Genomic DNA, 18,015 nt, shown 5'->3' on the forward strand with positions numbered 1-18,015 from the left:
GTTATCCCTCCTGTATCATTTTTAACTTTTGTTGTCTAGTATATGTTTTAATTTCATATTCACGTTTCAATGCTTCCGATTTCGTTGTATATGTTTCTTGATAAACTAACTCTACCGGCCGTCTTATTTTTGTATATTTAGCACCCTTACCGTTATTATGCTTTATTACGCGTGCATTTACATCTTTAGCATAGCCTGTATATAAACTTCCGTCATTACATTTAACAATATAAACAAAATGTTTATCCATAATAAACACCTTTCATCTCATCGCTATATGATCCATCCTCATTATATATGTATAATGGATTACGTATATCTAAACCTTGGTTACCACCTTTTCTTCCTTCCACAACAATTGTTTGTGCAGGCTTATCATGTTTACTATACACTAACGTCAGTGCTTTAGGCTCAATTTTACCATGTCTTAATTCGGTTAAGACATCCATTAGCCTTTCCGCTCGATGAACCATAATAAAACGACCACCCTCTTTAAGTAAATGTCTTGCAGCTTCAATACAATCTTTAAGATTACACATTATTTCGTGACGTGCTATTTTATGTGCTTCTTTTTGATGTTGATGATTTTGATTCATTTTAAAATAAGGAGGATTACAAGTCACTAATGTATATTGAGCAGGTTGAAATGTTTGATATACATCTTTTAAATCCATATGGTGCATAGTTAGTCTATCGTTCAAATCATTCAATTTAAAACTGCGACGTGCCATACTCACTAGTTGCTCTTGTATTTCTATTCCTTCAATAGGTTGAGTTGATTTAGCAGCTAATAATAATGGAATAACACCATTGCCGGAGCATAAATCCATAACTTTATCATTTTTGCGAACTTCGGTTAAATACCCTAACAATAGGGCATCAGTAGAAAAAGAGAATACTTCATCATTTTGTATAATCTCATATCCTTCTTTTATTAAATGGTCAACGCGTTCATTATCTTCTAACATATCTTTACTCCTAAAAAAAGGATGTTATTACAGTATGACTTAAACTACACACTTATAATACATCCTTATATTTAAACATTTATTTATCGAAAGAATTAATCACTCAACACATTAAGGCATAATAAGCAATCTTCACCATGACGATGTTTCCCGAATAATTCACCCTTACAAATATGAAAACCTTCACGATATAACATTGCTAAATTATCTTTACTTGGAGATGGTGTTTTTACATGCTTATAATTATCTTTATCTAAGTGAGTTTCAACCGATTCTTCAGTTTTGTTCATCAATCGTTTTAAATTTTCATTTTCAACTTGCAAAGCAACATTCTCCTCAACAAGTTCGACTGTTAAATCTTTAAGTTCTGACATGTCGGTTGTAAGTTGTTCAACGTGATGTTCTAATTTCATAAGTCTTTCGAATAATTCGTTTCGATTCAAAGGTTATTCAACCTCCTTAATTCAATACTTCTATCTCTTCCATTTTATATTCTAAAGGTTGTTCTAGACCCTCTATTTTAACTTGCATAGAAATATCTAAAATATTTAATCCTATCACTTTTCCGTGACCATCTGGTGTTTGAATCATATCTCCAACATCAGGTAATTGAGTTCGAGCCTCTTCATAGTAGTCATTTTCATATTTAAGACAACACATCAATCTACCACAAGCTCCTGAAATCTTAGTTGGATTTAATGATAGGTTCTGATCTTTCGCCATTTTAATGGATACAGGTTCGAAATCTCCTAAAAATGTAGAACAACATAAAGAACGTCCACAAGGACCGATACCACCCAATAATTTCGCTTCATCTCTTACCCCAATTTGACGTAATTCTATTCTAGTCTTTAGATTTTGAGCTAAAACTTTAACAAGTTTGCGAAAATCAATGCGATCATCTGCGGTAAAATTAAAAATCACTTTAGATTTATCTAATGTATATTCACAATTAACTAATCGCATATCTAATTGCTGATCTTTAACTACTTTTTTACATAATTCTAACGCATCATTGGCATCGCGTTCATTACGATAATATGTTTCTTGATCATCTTCATTCATTTTACGAATGATATTTTTTAGCGGTAATGTGACATCTTCTACATCAACTTCACGTAATGGAAACTTTACGTGGCCAATTTCTATACCTCTTTTAGATTGGACAACAACCCAGTCACCAACCTCTACATCTAATTGATTCGGCGCGTAGTATTCTAATTTCCCTGCTTTTTGAAACTGAACACCTACAACATTGGGCATTTTAAATCACACCTTTTATTACTATTTGTTCAAAAACAAGTGTTGGATTAACATTTTGATTTAACTTTTTATGCGCTTCAGTAATCTGATCATACATGAGGATTAATTGATTAAAAGTTAATTGATTTGCATAATTTTCAATTTCTTCAGTTAAATCACTAAATGTATAATAATTATCCATTTCTATCTTTGCATGCATTATATCTTCGAAAAAGCCATTGACGGCTGATAAAGTAAGTAATTGTAATTTACGATTCTTAGCTTGTTTTAATAACTCAATGACACCTATAAGAGCCATAGCTTTATTAGATAATATTAATTGACACCATCTGATGATTGATTTTCTTAAAGTAACTAAATCAAATTCCTCATTTAACGACGATGCTGCTTCTATTTGAGTTGTATAGGTACTTAGCATTTCTGCTACCGGTCTTGCTATTGACATCTCTACTAAACGCTCTATAAACTGCCGCTTATCAATAGGCTTAAAATATACATGCTGACATCTTGAATGTATAGTGTCTAATATTTGTTCCGGTTTCGTTGATAAAAGTATCGCAATTGTATTATCAGGGGGCTCTTCTAAAAATTTTAGTATACTATTTTCCCCTTGAACAGTTAATTTTTCAAAATCCTCAATAATATATACTTTATATTGACCCTCAATAGGTAGTTGGTTCATATGATGAACAAGTTTTTCAATTTGTTCTTTTTTAATTGTATTTTCATCAGAAGACACATATGAAAAGTCAGGATGATTAAAAGTATCAACTTTCAGTTCGCATTGATTACTATTATTACAAAGAATTAATTTAGTAAAATGGATTGCGACACGTTTCATCGTTTGTGCATCATCACCCTCAAACAAATATGCATGTGACAATTTGTTAGAATGATATGCGTTAGCTAACTGTTGTTGTTCATCCATAAGCGACTTACTCCCTTTATGATATTCATTATGTAAAAAGACTACTTAAATGATAGTTCTAGACTGTTGAGCATCGTCTTCAAACAATTTCGAATTAGCAACTGCATTCCTTGAATTAAACGCATATAATTACTAACTTTCACGCTAAAAACTCAAAGGATGAAGTATAAATTTTGAATGAATATGCCTTCAATCTCAAACTACATTTCAAGTAGCCAAATAAAAAATACATCTATAATAATTACATTTTAAACACTTTTCGTTAACATAAATATGTAAATGAAAAGTAGATTTTTTATAAACAACTAGAATTGATGAAATGCTTCAATCGGCATTACAAATACTGTCGCGCCACCTACTTCAACTTCAACTGGATAAGGAATATATGAATCTGCACTACCACCCATTGGTGTTATTGGTGAAACAAGTTGGTCTCTATTACCACAAGTATTATCAATGACAGATAGAACCTCGTCGACACGGTCATCCTTAACCCCACATAAGAAAGTTGTATTGCCTGCTCTTAAAAATCCACCAGTAGTTGCTAACTTTGTAGCTCTGAAATTGTTTTTTACGAGTTGGTCTGAAAGCTCTTGACTATCTTGATCTTGAACGATCGCTATAATCATTTTCATTTTTATACACCTCTTTTTATCATTATATCATAATTATTTTAAATATTTGATGATAGATTGGTATGTTTCTTCAACAACTTTATCCAAACTATGGTTAGCATTGACTTTAATAAACCGATGAGGATTATCACTAATCACTTTTTGATATCCTTCGATCACTTTTTCATGAAAAGCTTTTTCCTCTTTATCTAATCTGTTTTGTTCTCTGTTATTTTTTAGAATTCTTTGACGACCAATTTCCGCATCAACATCTAAATAAATCGTTAAGTCTGGATACAAACCATTAATTGCAAATTCATTTAATAATTTTACTTCTTTAATTCCTATACCCCTTGCATAACCTTGATAAGCCAATGAACTATCAATATATCTATCACAAAGGACAATTTTACCTGCCTGTAAAGATGGGATAATCTTTTCAACAAGGTGTTCACGTCTAGATGCAGCGAACAGCATAGCTTCAGTTCGAATGTCTATACTATCTCCATCAAGTACAATACGACGTATTTCTTCACTAGTTAATACTCCACCAGGTTCACGTGTTGTAACAATATCATATTCTTTAGCTAATCTTTCGCTTACTTTTTTAATTACTGAGGTCTTTCCTGCTCCTTCTGGACCTTCAAACGTTATAAATGTAGACATTTCTTATTCATCCTTAACTAATATTTTTTTATGATTTAAACCTTCAACTTTAATATTTTGTTTATCATATTTATTTAATAAGTCTATCATATGAGACGTCACGACTTCTCCTTTAAACATCACCGGTATACCTGGAGGGTATGGAACGATATGTTGTGCTAAAACTTTACCTTCTGCCCTTTTAATAGACACTTCTTTCGTATTTTGAAAATGAACAGTTTTGTATTCGCTAAAACCCGTCATAAAATTAAGAGGTTTTATGTCGCGCGTACATTTTTTTGGCACGTTAATTTCTCTAATTTTTTCAATCAACAACTTAAAAGGAAATTTATCTCCTTCATGCCATAGGGGGAGAACGAGTAACACTTGATACATATCAGCTAATTCTACATAAATTTCTTTATCCTCAAACCATTTTTGCACATCATAACCTTCAACACCCTCAAAACTCACAACCAATTTTAAAGGATCCTCTGGTTCTATAACTGTAAATCCCATATTTACTAATAAATCAATTAACATCTTTCTTCGTTGGTCAAATAATGTAGAATCATATTCTTTATAAAATTTATTCGCTAATTCTAAACTAGACATAATGAGGTACGAAGGACTTGACGTTTGGAAATAAGTTAAATAATCTATGACTTGTTGTCTTAATGGTGCATCTTTATGTATATATATAACTGATCCCATTGTTAGTGCAGGGAGTGTTTTGTGATATGACTGCACAACGTAATCAGCATTAAAATTCATTGAGGATTCTGGAAATCCATATAAACCAAAATGTGCACCATGCGCTTCATCTACTAATATCGGTATCCCTCTGTGATGTAATTGTTTGATATATTGAGAAATATCAAAAGTTTCACCGTAATAATTAGGGTATGTACAGATGGCAAGTTTATAATATTGATTTTTATCTTGATTTATCTTTGGATTTACATATTGATTCGTTTTCTTACTGACATCTGTCTTAGTTATTGTCGCTTGTTGTTGTGTTATGTCTAAACCGTGAAATACTGATTTATGAACATTTCTACTAATTAAATATTTACCTTTTCTTGTCGAAAACGCTTGGATAACCGATAATATACCTGAAGTCGTTCCGTTAACTAATAAGAAAGCATCATAGTTTTTATGTTTCCTAAAATTCTCCATGCTTTCTAAAATAATTCCTTCAGGATAATGCATATCATCTAATCCAGTAATTTCTGTCATATCCATTGCTAAATCAAGCCTATTTAAGTAGCCGATTGTCATGTTTTTATGTCCAGGAACATGCATAGAGATAGCTTTTTTCTCTATCAAGTGATTTAATTTTTGAATTATTGGTCTTTTCATATTAATAACTCTCTCTAAATTTAATTTTTCATCTTATATGAGACAAATCATCATCATTCTTATTAACCCAATTCCTTTTTAACAAGCCCATTACATAGCAATCTCTATATTCTCCCCTTGTATAGAAGTGTTCCTTTAACGTTCCTTCTATTTCGAAATTATTACTTTGATAGATATGTACTGCTTTCTCATTCTTAATATCCACATATAAGTATACCTTATTCATATTTAATACTAAAAAAGCATAGTCAATAGCCATTTTAAAGGCTTTTTTCGCGTACCCATTATTTGCATACTGCGGATCGATAATAATTAACACTTCACAAGTTCTATGTATAAAGTTAATTTCTAATAACTCTACCATGCCTACAGATGTTGATCCCTCTTCAACAATGAAACGTCGCTCTGTTTCATCTAAAATATGCTTTGTATATAAATTTTCTAATTCGCTTAATGATTGATAAGGCTCTTCAAACCAATACGACATAATGGAATACTCATTATTCAAATGATGTATAAATGATAAATCTGTCTTCTCCAATGCCCTAATAATCAAAGTCATCCCTCTTTCTTAATTTCTTGTTATTTATTACTAGTGTATTAGAAAACACAAATTTTCTCTAATACTTAACTAACTTCTTAATCATTGTCATTTCAACTTACTTAGATGTTCGATTTAAAATTGCTTTATTAAAAAGAAAATTTTCCCAAACCTAATTATTGTAATTATTTAATATAAAAAAGAGACCTTTCGGTCTCGTACTTTGTCTGGTAACATCTTATTCTATCGAAACGTTAGTCCAACTACCATCATCGGATGCTAAGAAGTTTCCTTCACTCAAGACAAGCGCTAGGCTCTCACTTTATATATAGTGTTCATTAACTCGTTTAGATTATCTAAATTCATTGTCTCTCTCATTTATTCATAAGTTCCTAATACTTTCTCCTCGCCGAGAAACCTATTTTTTAGAACTATTTTTGTATAAAAAAAAGAGACCTTTCGGTCTCGATTAGGCTCATCGCATCTTATACGATATTTGCCTGGCAACGTCCTACTCTAGCGGAACGTCAGTCCGACTACCATCGGCGCTAAGGAGCTTAACTTCTGTGTTCGGCATGGGAACAGGTGTGACCTCCTTGCCATTGTCACCAGACAAATGAATGATTATACATTCAAAACTAGATAGTAAGTAAGATTTTGCGTCGCAAAACGTTTTTTAAAAATTGATTAAGTCTTCGATCGATTAGTATTCGTCAGCTCCACGTGTCACCACGCTTCCACCTCGAACCTATTAACCTCGTCATCTTCGAGGGATCTTATAACCGAAGTTGGGAAATCTCATCTTGAGGGGGGCTTCATGCTTAGATGCTTTCAGCACTTATCCCGTCCATACATAGCTACCCAGCTATGCCGTTGGCACGACAACTGGTACACCAGAGGTATGTCCATCCCGGTCCTCTCGTACTAAGGACAGCTCCTCTCAAATTTCCTACGCCCACGACGGATAGGGACCGAACTGTCTCACGACGTTCTGAACCCAGCTCGCGTACCGCTTTAATGGGCGAACAGCCCAACCCTTGGGACCGACTACAGCCCCAGGATGCGATGAGCCGACATCGAGGTGCCAAACCTCCCCGTCGATGTGAACTCTTGGGGGAGATAAGCCTGTTATCCCCGGGGTAGCTTTTATCCGTTGAGCGATGGCCCTTCCATGCGGAACCACCGGATCACTAAGTCCGTCTTTCGACCCTGCTCGACTTGTAGGTCTCGCAGTCAAGCTCCCTTATGCCTTTACACTCTATGAATGATTTCCAACCATTCTGAGGGAACCTTTGAGCGCCTCCGTTACCTTTTAGGAGGCGACCGCCCCAGTCAAACTGCCCGCCTGACACTGTCTCCCACCACGATAAGTGGTGCGGGTTAGAAAGCCAACACAGCTAGGGTAGTATCCCACCAACGCCTCCACGTAAGCTAGCGCTCACGTTTCAAAGGCTCCTACCTATCCTGTACAAGCTGTGCCGAATTTCAATATCAGGCTACAGTAAAGCTCCACGGGGTCTTTCCGTCCTGTCGCGGGTAACCTGCATCTTCACAGGTACTATGATTTCACCGAGTCTCTCGTTGAGACAGTGCCCAAATCGTTACGCCTTTCGTGCGGGTCGGAACTTACCCGACAAGGAATTTCGCTACCTTAGGACCGTTATAGTTACGGCCGCCGTTTACTGGGGCTTCGATTCGTAGCTTCGCAGAAGCTAACCACTCCTCTTAACCTTCCAGCACCGGGCAGGCGTCAGCCCCTATACATCACCTTACGGTTTAGCAGAGACCTGTGTTTTTGATAAACAGTCGCTTGGGCCTATTCACTGCGGCTCTTCTGGGCGTGAACCCTAAAGAGCACCCCTTCTCCCGAAGTTACGGGGTCATTTTGCCGAGTTCCTTAACGAGAGTTCGCTCGCTCACCTTAGAATTCTCATCTTGACTACCTGTGTCGGTTTGCGGTACGGGCACCTGTTATCTATCTAGAGGCTTTTCTCGGCAGTGTGAAATCAACGACTCGAGGAAACAATTTCCTCTCCCCATCACAGCTCAGCCTTATGAGTGCCGGATTTGCCTAACACTCAGCCTTACTGCTTGGACGTGCACTCCAACAGCACGCTTCGCCTATCCTACTGCGTCCCCCCATCGATTAAAACGATACTAGGTGGTACAGGAATATCAACCTGTTATCCATCGCCTACGCCTGTCGGCCTCAGCTTAGGACCCGACTAACCCAGAGCGGACGAGCCTTCCTCTGGAAACCTTAGTCAATCGGTGGACGGGATTCTCACCCGTCTTTCGCTACTCACACCGGCATTCTCACTTCTAAGCGCTCCACATGTCCTTGCGATCATGCTTCGACGCCCTTAGAACGCTCTCCTACCATTGTCCAAAGGACAATCCACAGCTTCGGTAATATGTTTAGCCCCGGTACATTTTCGGCGCAGTGTCACTCGACTAGTGAGCTATTACGCACTCTTTAAATGATGGCTGCTTCTAAGCCAACATCCTAGTTGTCTGGGCAACGCCACATCCTTTTCCACTTAACATATATTTTGGGACCTTAGCTGGTGGTCTGGGCTGTTTCCCTTTCGAACACGGACCTTATCACCCATGTTCTGACTCCCAAGTTAAATTAATTGGCATTCGGAGTTTGTCTGAATTCGGTAACCCGAGAGGGGCCCCTCGTCCAAACAGTGCTCTACCTCCAATAATCATCACTTGAGGCTAGCCCTAAAGCTATTTCGGAGAGAACCAGCTATCTCCAAGTTCGATTGGAATTTCTCCGCTACCCTCAGTTCATCCGCTCACTTTTCAACGTAAGTCGGTTCGGTCCTCCATTCAGTGTTACCTGAACTTCAACCTGACCAAGGGTAGATCACCTGGTTTCGGGTCTACGACCAAATACTCAACGCCCTATTCAGACTCGCTTTCGCTGCGGCTCCACATTTGCTGCTTAACCTTGCATCAGATCGTAACTCGCCGGTTCATTCTACAAAAGGCACGCCATCACCCATTAACGGGCTCTGACTACTTGTAAGCACACGGTTTCAAGTTCTCTTTCACTCCCCTTCCGGGGTACTTTTCACCTTTCCCTCACGGTACTGGTTCACTATCGGTCACTAGAGAGTATTTAGCCTTAGGAGATGGTCCTCCCAGATTCCGACGGAATTTCACGTGCTCCGTCGTACTCAGGATCCACTCAAGAGAGAATATGTTTTCGACTACAGGATTATTACCTTCTTTGATTCATCTTTCCAGATGATTCGTCTAACATGTTCTTTTGTAACTCCGTATAGAGTGTCCTACAACCCCAACAAGCAAGCTTGTTGGTTTGGGCTCTTCCCGTTTCGCTCGCCGCTACTCAGGGAATCGATTTTTCTTTCTCTTCCTCCGGGTACTAAGATGTTTCAGTTCTCCGGGTCTGCCTTCTGACATGCTATAAATTCACATGTCGATAACATGACATAACTCATGCTGGGTTCCCCCATTCGGAAATCTCTGGATCAACGCTTACTTACAGCTACCCAAAGCATATCGTCGTTAGTAACGTCCTTCATCGGCTTCTAGTGCCAAGGCATCCACCGTGCGCCCTTAATAACTTAATCTATGTTTCCACCATATTTTGAATTGTTATTCAAAATAAATAGCTAAAACTAGTTATTAATCTTGTGAGTGTTCTTTCGAACACTAGCGATTATTTATGAATTCAAGCTTATTTAAAACTCTATTCACTCGGTTTTGCTTGGTAAAATCTTACTTACTTATCTAGTTTTCAATGTACAAATGAATGTTAATAAACATTCAAAACTGAATACAATATGTCACGTTATTCCCTCATCTTCGTAGAAGATGTTCCGAATATATCCTTAGAAAGGAGGTGATCCAGCCGCACCTTCCGATACGGCTACCTTGTTACGACTTCACCCCAATCATTTGTCCCACCTTCGACGGCTAGCTCCAAATGGTTACTCCACCGGCTTCGGGTGTTACAAACTCTCGTGGTGTGACGGGCGGTGTGTACAAGACCCGGGAACGTATTCACCGTAGCATGCTGATCTACGATTACTAGCGATTCCAGCTTCATATAGTCGAGTTGCAGACTACAATCCGAACTGAGAACAACTTTATGGGATTTGCTTGACCTCGCGGTTTCGCTACCCTTTGTATTGTCCATTGTAGCACGTGTGTAGCCCAAATCATAAGGGGCATGATGATTTGACGTCATCCCCACCTTCCTCCGGTTTGTCACCGGCAGTCAACTTAGAGTGCCCAACTTAATGATGGCAACTAAGCTTAAGGGTTGCGCTCGTTGCGGGACTTAACCCAACATCTCACGACACGAGCTGACGACAACCATGCACCACCTGTCACTCTGTCCCCCGAAGGGGAAAACTCTATCTCTAGAGGGGTCAGAGGATGTCAAGATTTGGTAAGGTTCTTCGCGTTGCTTCGAATTAAACCACATGCTCCACCGCTTGTGCGGGTCCCCGTCAATTCCTTTGAGTTTCAACCTTGCGGTCGTACTCCCCAGGCGGAGTGCTTAATGCGTTAGCTGCAGCACTAAGGGGCGGAAACCCCCTAACACTTAGCACTCATCGTTTACGGCGTGGACTACCAGGGTATCTAATCCTGTTTGATCCCCACGCTTTCGCACATCAGCGTCAGTTACAGACCAGAAAGTCGCCTTCGCCACTGGTGTTCCTCCATATCTCTGCGCATTTCACCGCTACACATGGAATTCCACTTTCCTCTTCTGCACTCAAGTTTTCCAGTTTCCAATGACCCTCCACGGTTGAGCCGTGGGCTTTCACATCAGACTTAAAAAACCGCCTACGCGCGCTTTACGCCCAATAATTCCGGATAACGCTTGCCACCTACGTATTACCGCGGCTGCTGGCACGTAGTTAGCCGTGGCTTTCTGATTAGGTACCGTCAAGACGTGCATAGTTACTTACACATTTGTTCTTCCCTAATAACAGAGTTTTACGATCCGAAGACCTTCATCACTCACGCGGCGTTGCTCCGTCAGGCTTTCGCCCATTGCGGAAGATTCCCTACTGCTGCCTCCCGTAGGAGTCTGGACCGTGTCTCAGTTCCAGTGTGGCCGATCACCCTCTCAGGTCGGCTACGCATCGTTGCCTTGGTAAGCCGTTACCTTACCAACTAGCTAATGCGGCGCGGATCCATCTATAAGTGACAGCAAAACCGTCTTTCACTATTGAACCATGCGGTTCAATATATTATCCGGTATTAGCTCCGGTTTCCCGAAGTTATCCCAGTCTTATAGGTAGGTTATCCACGTGTTACTCACCCGTCCGCCGCTAACGTCAGAGGAGCAAGCTCCTCGTCTGTTCGCTCGACTTGCATGTATTAGGCACGCCGCCAGCGTTCATCCTGAGCCAGGATCAAACTCTCCATAAAAATTATGATGTTTGATTAGCTCATAAATACTAAATAGTTTGTAACGTTTCGTTACTGTTTATTGGAATTAACGTTGACATATTGTCATTCAGTTTTCAATGTTCATTTTCTTACCGACAAGAATTAATTATACTCTTCATGGTTGTTTAAGTCAACAACTTTTTGAAATTAATTTTAGTCGTTTGTTTAATGATTCGTTAAGTTGTTTCGCTCAACAAATAAACACTATACAGACTTATTCTCGTTTTAACAACAGTAAAAATTACACTATCAAAAACAATTCAAATTACTCCGGAGGAAAAACCGAACTTTTTTTGTATGAAATTTAATTATAAACGTGTTATACAGAAAAATGGTTGCTAAAATAAAACTTAAACGCCTATACAAACCCTATTCACAAACTTTATTTTTGTTGTTCATTTTAAAATATTTTTACTATTTTACTATAATCCTTGTTTTTTATTCCAAATACTTTACATCATCCTTGGGTAAAGAAGGATTGATTCTTATCCTCATTAATAATAAATGTAATTATAAAAGCCTTTCCGTGAACTCAATAAGTCTGAATTCTAAAAAGCGAAACAGAAATCTTATCATATTCTTCTTTGTTTCAATCCATTACCGAACCCCAACTTGCTTTGTCTGTTGAATTTCTCAGTGAAATTCTCTATGTTGGGAAGATTCATATATAAGCGTGTTCAATCTTCTTCTATTTAAATGTAAATAAAGTCTAGAATATAGACTTATATCCCAGACTTTAAAATAGTAGATATTATTACATTTCCGTTCTACCTGCAATTGCTTTAGATAAAGTCACTTCATCAGCATATTCTAAATCGCCGCCTACAGATAAACCTTGTGCCAGTCTTGTGACTTTAATCCCAATTGGTTTAACCAACCTAGATATATACATTGCAGTAGACTCGCCTTCTAGGTTAGGATTCATAGCTAATATAAGCTCTTTCACCTCATCGTTTTTGAGGCGTTCAACTAATGCAGGTATATTGATGTCTTCAGGCCCAATACCATCCATTGGTGAAATCGAACCATGAAGCACGTGATATAAACCTTTATATTCACGCATTTTTTCCATTGCTATGACATCCTTGTCATCTTCAACTACACATATGACAGAACGATCTCGCTGTTTATCTTCACATATATAACAAGGATCATTTTCTGTAATATGCCCACAAACACTACAATAGGTAAGTTCTCTTTTAACATCAACTAGTGCTTTAGCAAACTTAACAACATCGTCTTCTTTCATATCTAAAGTATGAAAAGCCAGACGTTGAGCCGTCTTTGGTCCAATGCCTGGCAGTTTCATAAAACTATCGATAAGCTTTGATATAGGTTCTGGATAATGCATATTTCATCACATTCCAGGGATGTTTAAGCCTTGAGTATGCTTACCTAAACGTTGTTGTGTTAACTCATCTGCTTTATTCATCGCTTCATTTGTAGCCGCCAATACTAAATCTTGAAGCATCTCAATATCTTCTGGATCAACAGCTTCTTCTTTAATTTCTACATCCACAACTTCTTTATGACCTGTTACAGTAACAGTCACCATACCTCCGCCTGCTGTTCCAGCAACGCGTTCTTCTTTTAATTTCTCTTGTTCTTGAGCCATTTTCTTTTGCATTTTCTGCATTTGTTTCATCATTTGTTGCATATTTCCGCCACCGCGCATAATTTCATTTCCTCCTTAATAGTAAACAATTTCTATAAAAATTTAGCTTTTATTACATTATACATACCAAGATATCGCTTGTCATGTATCAGTCTTCATCAACTAAGTGTACAGTTTCCTCACCAAATAAGTCTTTAGCTTTTTGAGCAATATCTATTTGTTGAGACTGTTGTGTGCTTTGTTTTTCGCTTTGATGTGTTTCATTGGTGTTACGATTTTGTAAGTACTCTGCTCTCACTCTCAGCCATTGGTCAGCCGGCACTCCAACTACTTTGACAGTTTTATTAACTATATTACAAACTACACTTTCAATATTGTTTCTCTTTTCATCATCTTTATTTACTATTTCACAATGAATTTCTTCATCAAATTTAACTAACACATGATCTTCACTAGCTGCTACTGGTTCTGAATTCAGTAGCAAACTTACTAAAGACTTTTTATCATTACTTTTTGCATGATCAATCACTTCTTGCCAATGGTTCTTCAACAATTTGATATCATCTTTGTTTGCTTTGTCTAATACTTTCGCTATTTGTTGCATAGAAAACGTATTTTTAGATCGTTGAATCGTACGTGTTGGTTTCTTAGGTTGTTGACTAACTTTATTAGTTTTGATCCCTTGTTCTTTTAAGGTTTTAAGCTCATTTTCAAGTTGTTCTAAACGTTGTAATAACATCTCATTATCTGGTTCATTAGCTACCGATGCTGTTGCTACATTTTGTACAGTTTGAGGCTGTGTCTTAATCATTTCTGCAAGTTTAACTAGCAACACTTCAAAATGAACACTTTGATTTACACTGAACCTAATGGATACTAGTGTATCATTGATGATATCTATCATCCTGTATAACATATCTAAGTCGAAATGAATAAGTGATTCAAAATGAACGGATTCGTTAGACGTTTTATTCATAATTGTATCTCTAACAAAGTAAATCATATCATTAATGAGTCTGTTGACTTCTTTACCTTCTGAAATAAAATGATGATATCTATTAAATGCGGCTTTAACATCACTTTTTACAATGTCATTAAATAACTCATTTAATGCCGCTTCATCAACACTACCTGTAACATTTAAAGCATCTTGTAAAGTAAGTCGTTCGTCTCCAAACGCTATTGCTTGATCCATAATGCTTAATGCATCTCGCATACCACCTTCTGATGCTTTAGCAATAAATTCTAATGCTGCGTCATCGTAATCCAAAGATTGAGAATTAGCTACATACTTAAGTCTATCTATAATTTGGTCACTGCTAATTGCTTTAAAGTCAAATCGTTGCGCTCTCGAAATAATAGTGGGTGGAATTTTATGTGGTTCTGTTGTTGCCAAGATAAATATAGCATGCGCTGGTGGTTCTTCTAATGTTTTAAGCAAAGCATTGAAAGCACCAGTAGTTAACATATGAACCTCATCAATAATATATACTTTATACTTAGATTCACTAGGTGCGTACTTAACTTTATCTCTAATATTCCTTATTTCATCTACACCGTTATTACTTGCAGCATCAATTTCAATTACATCGTTATTCGTACCTTGTGTGATTCCTTTACAAATCGCACATTCATTACAAGGTTCACCATCGTCACTATTAAGACAATTAATAGCTTTGGCAAAAACCTTTGCAATACTAGTTTTACCCGTACCTCTCGGACCACTAAAAATATATGCATGGGATTGTTTACCTTTTGAAATTGCATTACGCAGCGTTTTAGTTACATGCGTTTGTCCAACCACATCATCAAAACTTTGCGGTCTATACATACGATACAAAGCTTGGTAATCCACCGTAGCACCTCCATTAACAATTACTCATTATTATATCACGCTCTTATATTTTCTTATCAATTAAAATCAATCCAGTACTTCCGGATAATACACCGTCATTCCAGACCATTCATTTTGAACTGGTTTTAGAAATTTTACTAATAATGATTGATGATTTCGTTTTTCTTCTATATGTATATTATATAAATGGGCTGCTTCATAATCAGATTTCTCAAAGTACTGAGGATGATTATTTACAAAAATAGCACAATAGCCTTGTTCTTTAGCACGTTCTTCTACAGCTTTTAACAGGGCTTGACCTAAACCTTGGTTTCGAATAGATTTATCTACTGACAGTGCACCAATGGCTAACGCTATCGCTTTTTTGTTTTTAGACGACAACTTAACCTCTGCTAACACAACGTGACCTATAACTTCATTCAATTCATTCTTAGCTATAACTTCTAATTCATAATTGTAGCTTTCAAGTTTTCTTAGATTTTTAACGCGCGCTCGATCTTGCCAACTGGATTCTGGATTTAGATTATAATTATTTTCTATACTATTTAGTGACGTTTCATAATCGACCTCTGTTAAAGTACTTAAATAAATATGCATGTATCCTCCATTTTAATAAGCCATTCTATATTTCGACGTAAATTTTTTAATTAACTAGGTTTTCATTTTACAACGATATAACTTTAACAAATTATTCGTTATTAATCCATTTAATAAAAATGACTTGAAGTAAAACATCACACTTAACATCAAACATTGAAATGAATATTTAGATAAATAATTATAGTGTTTCGTAGTAACTACTCCAACTTAAGATAGAAATCAATAGCTATTATATTTAGTTTAATTGTAAATAAAAAAATAGCCCTGAATGAAATTTAAATAACTTCACATCGGACTATACATCTAAGTTTCATAACCTAGATCTTTATTATCTATATAAAAATTTGCTTAAATCTAAAGTAAAAAACCATGCACCTTTGTATCGAACGCATATCATAAACGTTACCGAAGTCGACAGCTAAATCTCGGCTACCCTACGGCACATATGAGGATCCACTTAATGCTGCTTCCGTCAGGACCTGACATGGTTCATGGGTTCATATTGCATAGGACCGAAATCTTCAAACACTACGTGCTTCGGGCAGACTTCACAAAAATACGTCCTCAACAAAGGAATTAAGTCTCGCATAAAGCGGATTTCGAGTACAGGGAACCGCTACCTCCCCACCTAGCACGGTAAGAACTATATTACTATAATTCTGCCTCTCTTTGCAAGCGTAAAAATTTAATCTTCTTCACTTAAAAGACAAACACGACGATTTTTTGAACCTCATTAAAATGTAATTATCGTCGTCTTGAAAATTCTTTGAACTTAAATTCTGTGGCTAAATGTTTTGAAATAGTATATTGAAAACATCTGGTAACTTTTAAAAAACAGTACTTCTGACAGTAGCTGTAAAAGGTGTAAAATGATCACCAAAAATTCCGTAGTTAAAAGATGGAAAAGTTTTAAAAGTAATAGACTTACTTGAATAACTTATATCTAATTTCAAATCCTTTTCAATGATTAATTGTCGTTGAAGACATTTCTCCTACGGTCATTAATTCTTTATTTCCAAAAGCATTTAAATTTTCTGCACAATGAGTTACATTGAAAATTTATTCATATATATAAATTACAAATACAACATAAAAGCTAGGACATAATTTCTAGCCTCTTTTTTATTTTAAATATAAACATATAACATGTCACCTTATTTAAACATTATAGACGTAACTAAGAGAGTCACACCAGACAGACAAATTGAAGTTATACAGATCACAATGAATGGTTTAAGTGCTTTTGAAATAACTTCTTTTAAAACGATATTCAATCCTAGAGCAACCATCGCCATTAACATACATAACGTTGTAATAACATTTATAATATTCATAAGTAATGAAGGAATAGGAACAAATGTATTGATACAAGCCATTATAATAAATCCAATTAGAAAGTAAGGAATATCGATTTTTTGTTGTACTTGACTTGAGTGTGACTTATAACGCATATACAAAATCAAGACAATACTTAATGGAATAAGTAAAAACACACGGCCTAATTTTCCAAGTAAAGCAAATGTCATTGCCTCCGACCCGCCAATACCTGCTGCTAAAACGACTTGAGCGATTTCATGTAGACTGATACCTGTCCAAGCACCATAAGTTATAGTAGGTATGTTAAAAATAGCCTCGATAGCTGTATAAATAAGTGCAAATATAGTTCCAACTAGTGCAATAATACCTACACTTATTGCAATGTCTTTTTCTTTAGATTTTAAGATTGGTGCTGTAGCTGCAATAGCTGCAGCTCCACATACTCCTGTACCAATACCAAGTAGTATAGAGATATCTTTATTTCCTTTAATAATTTGATTCAAAAGTAAAGTTAAACTTATTGAAAAGATAATTACGATAATATCAATAAGTAGTAATTTCCAACCTTTACCTAGAATATCTCCCATATTTAATTTTAACCCATATAAGATAATCGCAAATTTTAATAAACGTTTCGATGCAAACGTAATACCTGGGCGAATATGCTCAGGATAACCTATGACTTGGCGGTATATCATCGCAAAAATGATGGCAATAGCTAACGCCCCAATCGTATGTAAAATAGGAAATTTAGCTAATATATAACTGATTATTGCAATCGTAAATGTAAACATAATACCTTTCATAAATGAAGCCTGCGTTATTGATTTCATATGTACTTTCACCTCGATATGAAATCTTAGCA

At 36.5% G+C, this 18,015-nt stretch carries 14 protein-coding genes, 3 rRNA genes, 1 other RNA gene and 1 pseudogene; all 19 read right to left on the minus strand.

The genetic code is table 11. The features are described from left to right. Position 1 precedes the first annotated feature (1 nt). The 19 genes and pseudogenes from FNL83_RS11275 to FNL83_RS11365 all read right to left on the minus strand — a co-directional run bounded on the left by FNL83_RS11275 (position 2) and on the right by FNL83_RS11365 (position 17,983). Entirely contained in the window at positions 2–250 is a 249-nt protein-coding gene (locus FNL83_RS11275) for a GIY-YIG nuclease family protein (RefSeq protein ID WP_001832208.1), read from the minus strand. Then, the gene (locus tag FNL83_RS11280) at positions 243–968 is read right to left on the minus strand and encodes a tRNA1(Val) (adenine(37)-N6)-methyltransferase (RefSeq protein WP_002457100.1); all 726 of its coding nucleotides are present in this window, start codon (positions 966–968) and stop codon (positions 243–245) included. Before FNL83_RS11280 ends, FNL83_RS11275 begins: the two co-directional genes overlap by 8 nt. A gap of 95 nt (positions 969–1,063) precedes the next feature. Next, positions 1,064–1,411, minus strand: a complete 348-nt coding sequence (gene yabA / locus FNL83_RS11285) for a DNA replication initiation control protein YabA (RefSeq protein WP_001832238.1) — start codon at positions 1,409–1,411, stop codon at positions 1,064–1,066. A gap of 16 nt (positions 1,412–1,427) precedes the next feature. Then, positions 1,428–2,231, minus strand: coding sequence for a PSP1 domain-containing protein (locus FNL83_RS11290; RefSeq protein ID WP_001832240.1), 804 nt, complete (start codon positions 2,229–2,231; stop codon positions 1,428–1,430). Position 2,232: 1 nt separating this feature from the next. After that, positions 2,233–3,159 carry a DNA polymerase III subunit gene (locus FNL83_RS11295; RefSeq protein ID WP_001832202.1) on the minus strand — a complete coding sequence of 309 codons (927 nt, stop codon included), beginning with the start codon at positions 3,157–3,159 and terminating at the stop codon, positions 2,233–2,235. A 305-nt stretch (positions 3,160–3,464) separates the two neighbouring features. Further along, positions 3,465–3,794: a cyclic di-AMP receptor DarA gene (locus FNL83_RS11300; protein ID WP_001832200.1), complete on the minus strand. Its 330-nt coding sequence runs from the start codon at positions 3,792–3,794 to the stop codon at positions 3,465–3,467. Between the two features lie 33 nt (positions 3,795–3,827). Further along, positions 3,828–4,439 (minus strand): dTMP kinase, encoded by a 612-nt coding sequence (gene tmk / locus FNL83_RS11305; protein ID WP_001832211.1) that lies wholly within the window; start codon positions 4,437–4,439, stop codon positions 3,828–3,830. A 3-nt stretch (positions 4,440–4,442) separates the two neighbouring features. After that, the gene (locus tag FNL83_RS11310; RefSeq protein WP_001832221.1) at positions 4,443–5,780 is read right to left on the minus strand and encodes an aminotransferase class V-fold PLP-dependent enzyme; all 1,338 of its coding nucleotides are present in this window, start codon (positions 5,778–5,780) and stop codon (positions 4,443–4,445) included. Between the two features lie 28 nt (positions 5,781–5,808). Then, positions 5,809–6,342: a GNAT family N-acetyltransferase gene (locus FNL83_RS11315; RefSeq protein ID WP_080356281.1), complete on the minus strand. Its 534-nt coding sequence runs from the start codon at positions 6,340–6,342 to the stop codon at positions 5,809–5,811. 477 nt (positions 6,343–6,819) lie between these two features. Continuing rightward, positions 6,820–6,934 (minus strand): 5S ribosomal RNA (gene rrf / locus FNL83_RS11320). Positions 6,935–7,004: 70 nt separating this feature from the next. Next, positions 7,005–9,926, minus strand: a 23S ribosomal RNA gene (locus tag FNL83_RS11325). Positions 9,927–10,191: 265 nt separating this feature from the next. Beyond that, positions 10,192–11,742 (minus strand): 16S ribosomal RNA (locus FNL83_RS11330). The 16S, 23S and 5S rRNA genes sit together here, the layout of an rRNA operon. Before the next feature lie 775 nt (positions 11,743–12,517). Further along, positions 12,518–13,114: a recombination mediator RecR gene (recR, locus tag FNL83_RS11335; protein WP_001829377.1), complete on the minus strand. Its 597-nt coding sequence runs from the start codon at positions 13,112–13,114 to the stop codon at positions 12,518–12,520. A gap of 6 nt (positions 13,115–13,120) precedes the next feature. Beyond that, positions 13,121–13,438 carry a YbaB/EbfC family nucleoid-associated protein gene (locus tag FNL83_RS11340; protein ID WP_001829343.1) on the minus strand — a complete coding sequence of 106 codons (318 nt, stop codon included), beginning with the start codon at positions 13,436–13,438 and terminating at the stop codon, positions 13,121–13,123. Positions 13,439–13,526: 88 nt separating this feature from the next. Beyond that, the gene (dnaX, locus tag FNL83_RS11345; RefSeq protein WP_001829412.1) at positions 13,527–15,233 is read right to left on the minus strand and encodes a DNA polymerase III subunit gamma/tau; all 1,707 of its coding nucleotides are present in this window, start codon (positions 15,231–15,233) and stop codon (positions 13,527–13,529) included. Between the two features lie 66 nt (positions 15,234–15,299). Then, positions 15,300–15,830 carry a GNAT family N-acetyltransferase gene (locus tag FNL83_RS11350; RefSeq protein ID WP_001829347.1) on the minus strand — a complete coding sequence of 177 codons (531 nt, stop codon included), beginning with the start codon at positions 15,828–15,830 and terminating at the stop codon, positions 15,300–15,302. Positions 15,831–16,200: 370 nt separating this feature from the next. Continuing rightward, positions 16,201–16,470: signal recognition particle sRNA large type (ffs, locus tag FNL83_RS11355), an RNA gene on the minus strand. Between the two features lie 107 nt (positions 16,471–16,577). Then, positions 16,578–16,798, minus strand: a pseudogene (locus tag FNL83_RS12265) (trehalose operon repressor); the annotation flags it as partial. A gap of 189 nt (positions 16,799–16,987) precedes the next feature. Then, positions 16,988–17,983, minus strand: a complete 996-nt coding sequence (locus FNL83_RS11365; protein ID WP_001829391.1) for a YeiH family protein — start codon at positions 17,981–17,983, stop codon at positions 16,988–16,990. Between the last annotated feature and the right edge of the window lie 32 nt (positions 17,984–18,015).

Source organism: Staphylococcus epidermidis (genome assembly GCF_006742205.1).
In the GTDB taxonomy this organism is placed as follows: Bacteria; Bacillota; Bacilli; order Staphylococcales; family Staphylococcaceae; genus Staphylococcus; species Staphylococcus epidermidis.

Bases quoted from the DNA above. Each gene is read 5' to 3' on its own strand.
- FNL83_RS11280 (WP_002457100.1), bottom strand. From the start codon at position 968: ATGTTAGAAGATAATGAACGCGTTGACCATTTAATAAAAGAAGGATAT.
- FNL83_RS11275 (WP_001832208.1), bottom strand. From the start codon at position 250: ATGGATAAACATTTTGTTTATATTGTTAAATGTAATGACGGAAGTTTA.
- FNL83_RS11300 (WP_001832200.1), bottom strand. From the start codon at position 3,794: ATGAAAATGATTATAGCGATCGTTCAAGATCAAGATAGTCAAGAGCTT.
- tmk (WP_001832211.1), bottom strand. From the start codon at position 4,439: ATGTCTACATTTATAACGTTTGAAGGTCCAGAAGGAGCAGGAAAGACC.
- recR (WP_001829377.1), bottom strand. From the start codon at position 13,114: ATGCATTATCCAGAACCTATATCAAAGCTTATCGATAGTTTTATGAAA.
- FNL83_RS11295 (WP_001832202.1), bottom strand. From the start codon at position 3,159: ATGGATGAACAACAACAGTTAGCTAACGCATATCATTCTAACAAATTG.
- FNL83_RS11340 (WP_001829343.1), bottom strand. From the start codon at position 13,438: ATGCGCGGTGGCGGAAATATGCAACAAATGATGAAACAAATGCAGAAA.
- FNL83_RS11350 (WP_001829347.1), bottom strand. From the start codon at position 15,830: ATGCATATTTATTTAAGTACTTTAACAGAGGTCGATTATGAAACGTCA.
- FNL83_RS11310 (WP_001832221.1), bottom strand. From the start codon at position 5,780: ATGAAAAGACCAATAATTCAAAAATTAAATCACTTGATAGAGAAAAAA.
- FNL83_RS11290 (WP_001832240.1), bottom strand. From the start codon at position 2,231: ATGCCCAATGTTGTAGGTGTTCAGTTTCAAAAAGCAGGGAAATTAGAA.
- FNL83_RS11365 (WP_001829391.1), bottom strand. From the start codon at position 17,983: ATGAAATCAATAACGCAGGCTTCATTTATGAAAGGTATTATGTTTACA.
- FNL83_RS11315 (WP_080356281.1), bottom strand. From the start codon at position 6,342: ATGACTTTGATTATTAGGGCATTGGAGAAGACAGATTTATCATTTATA.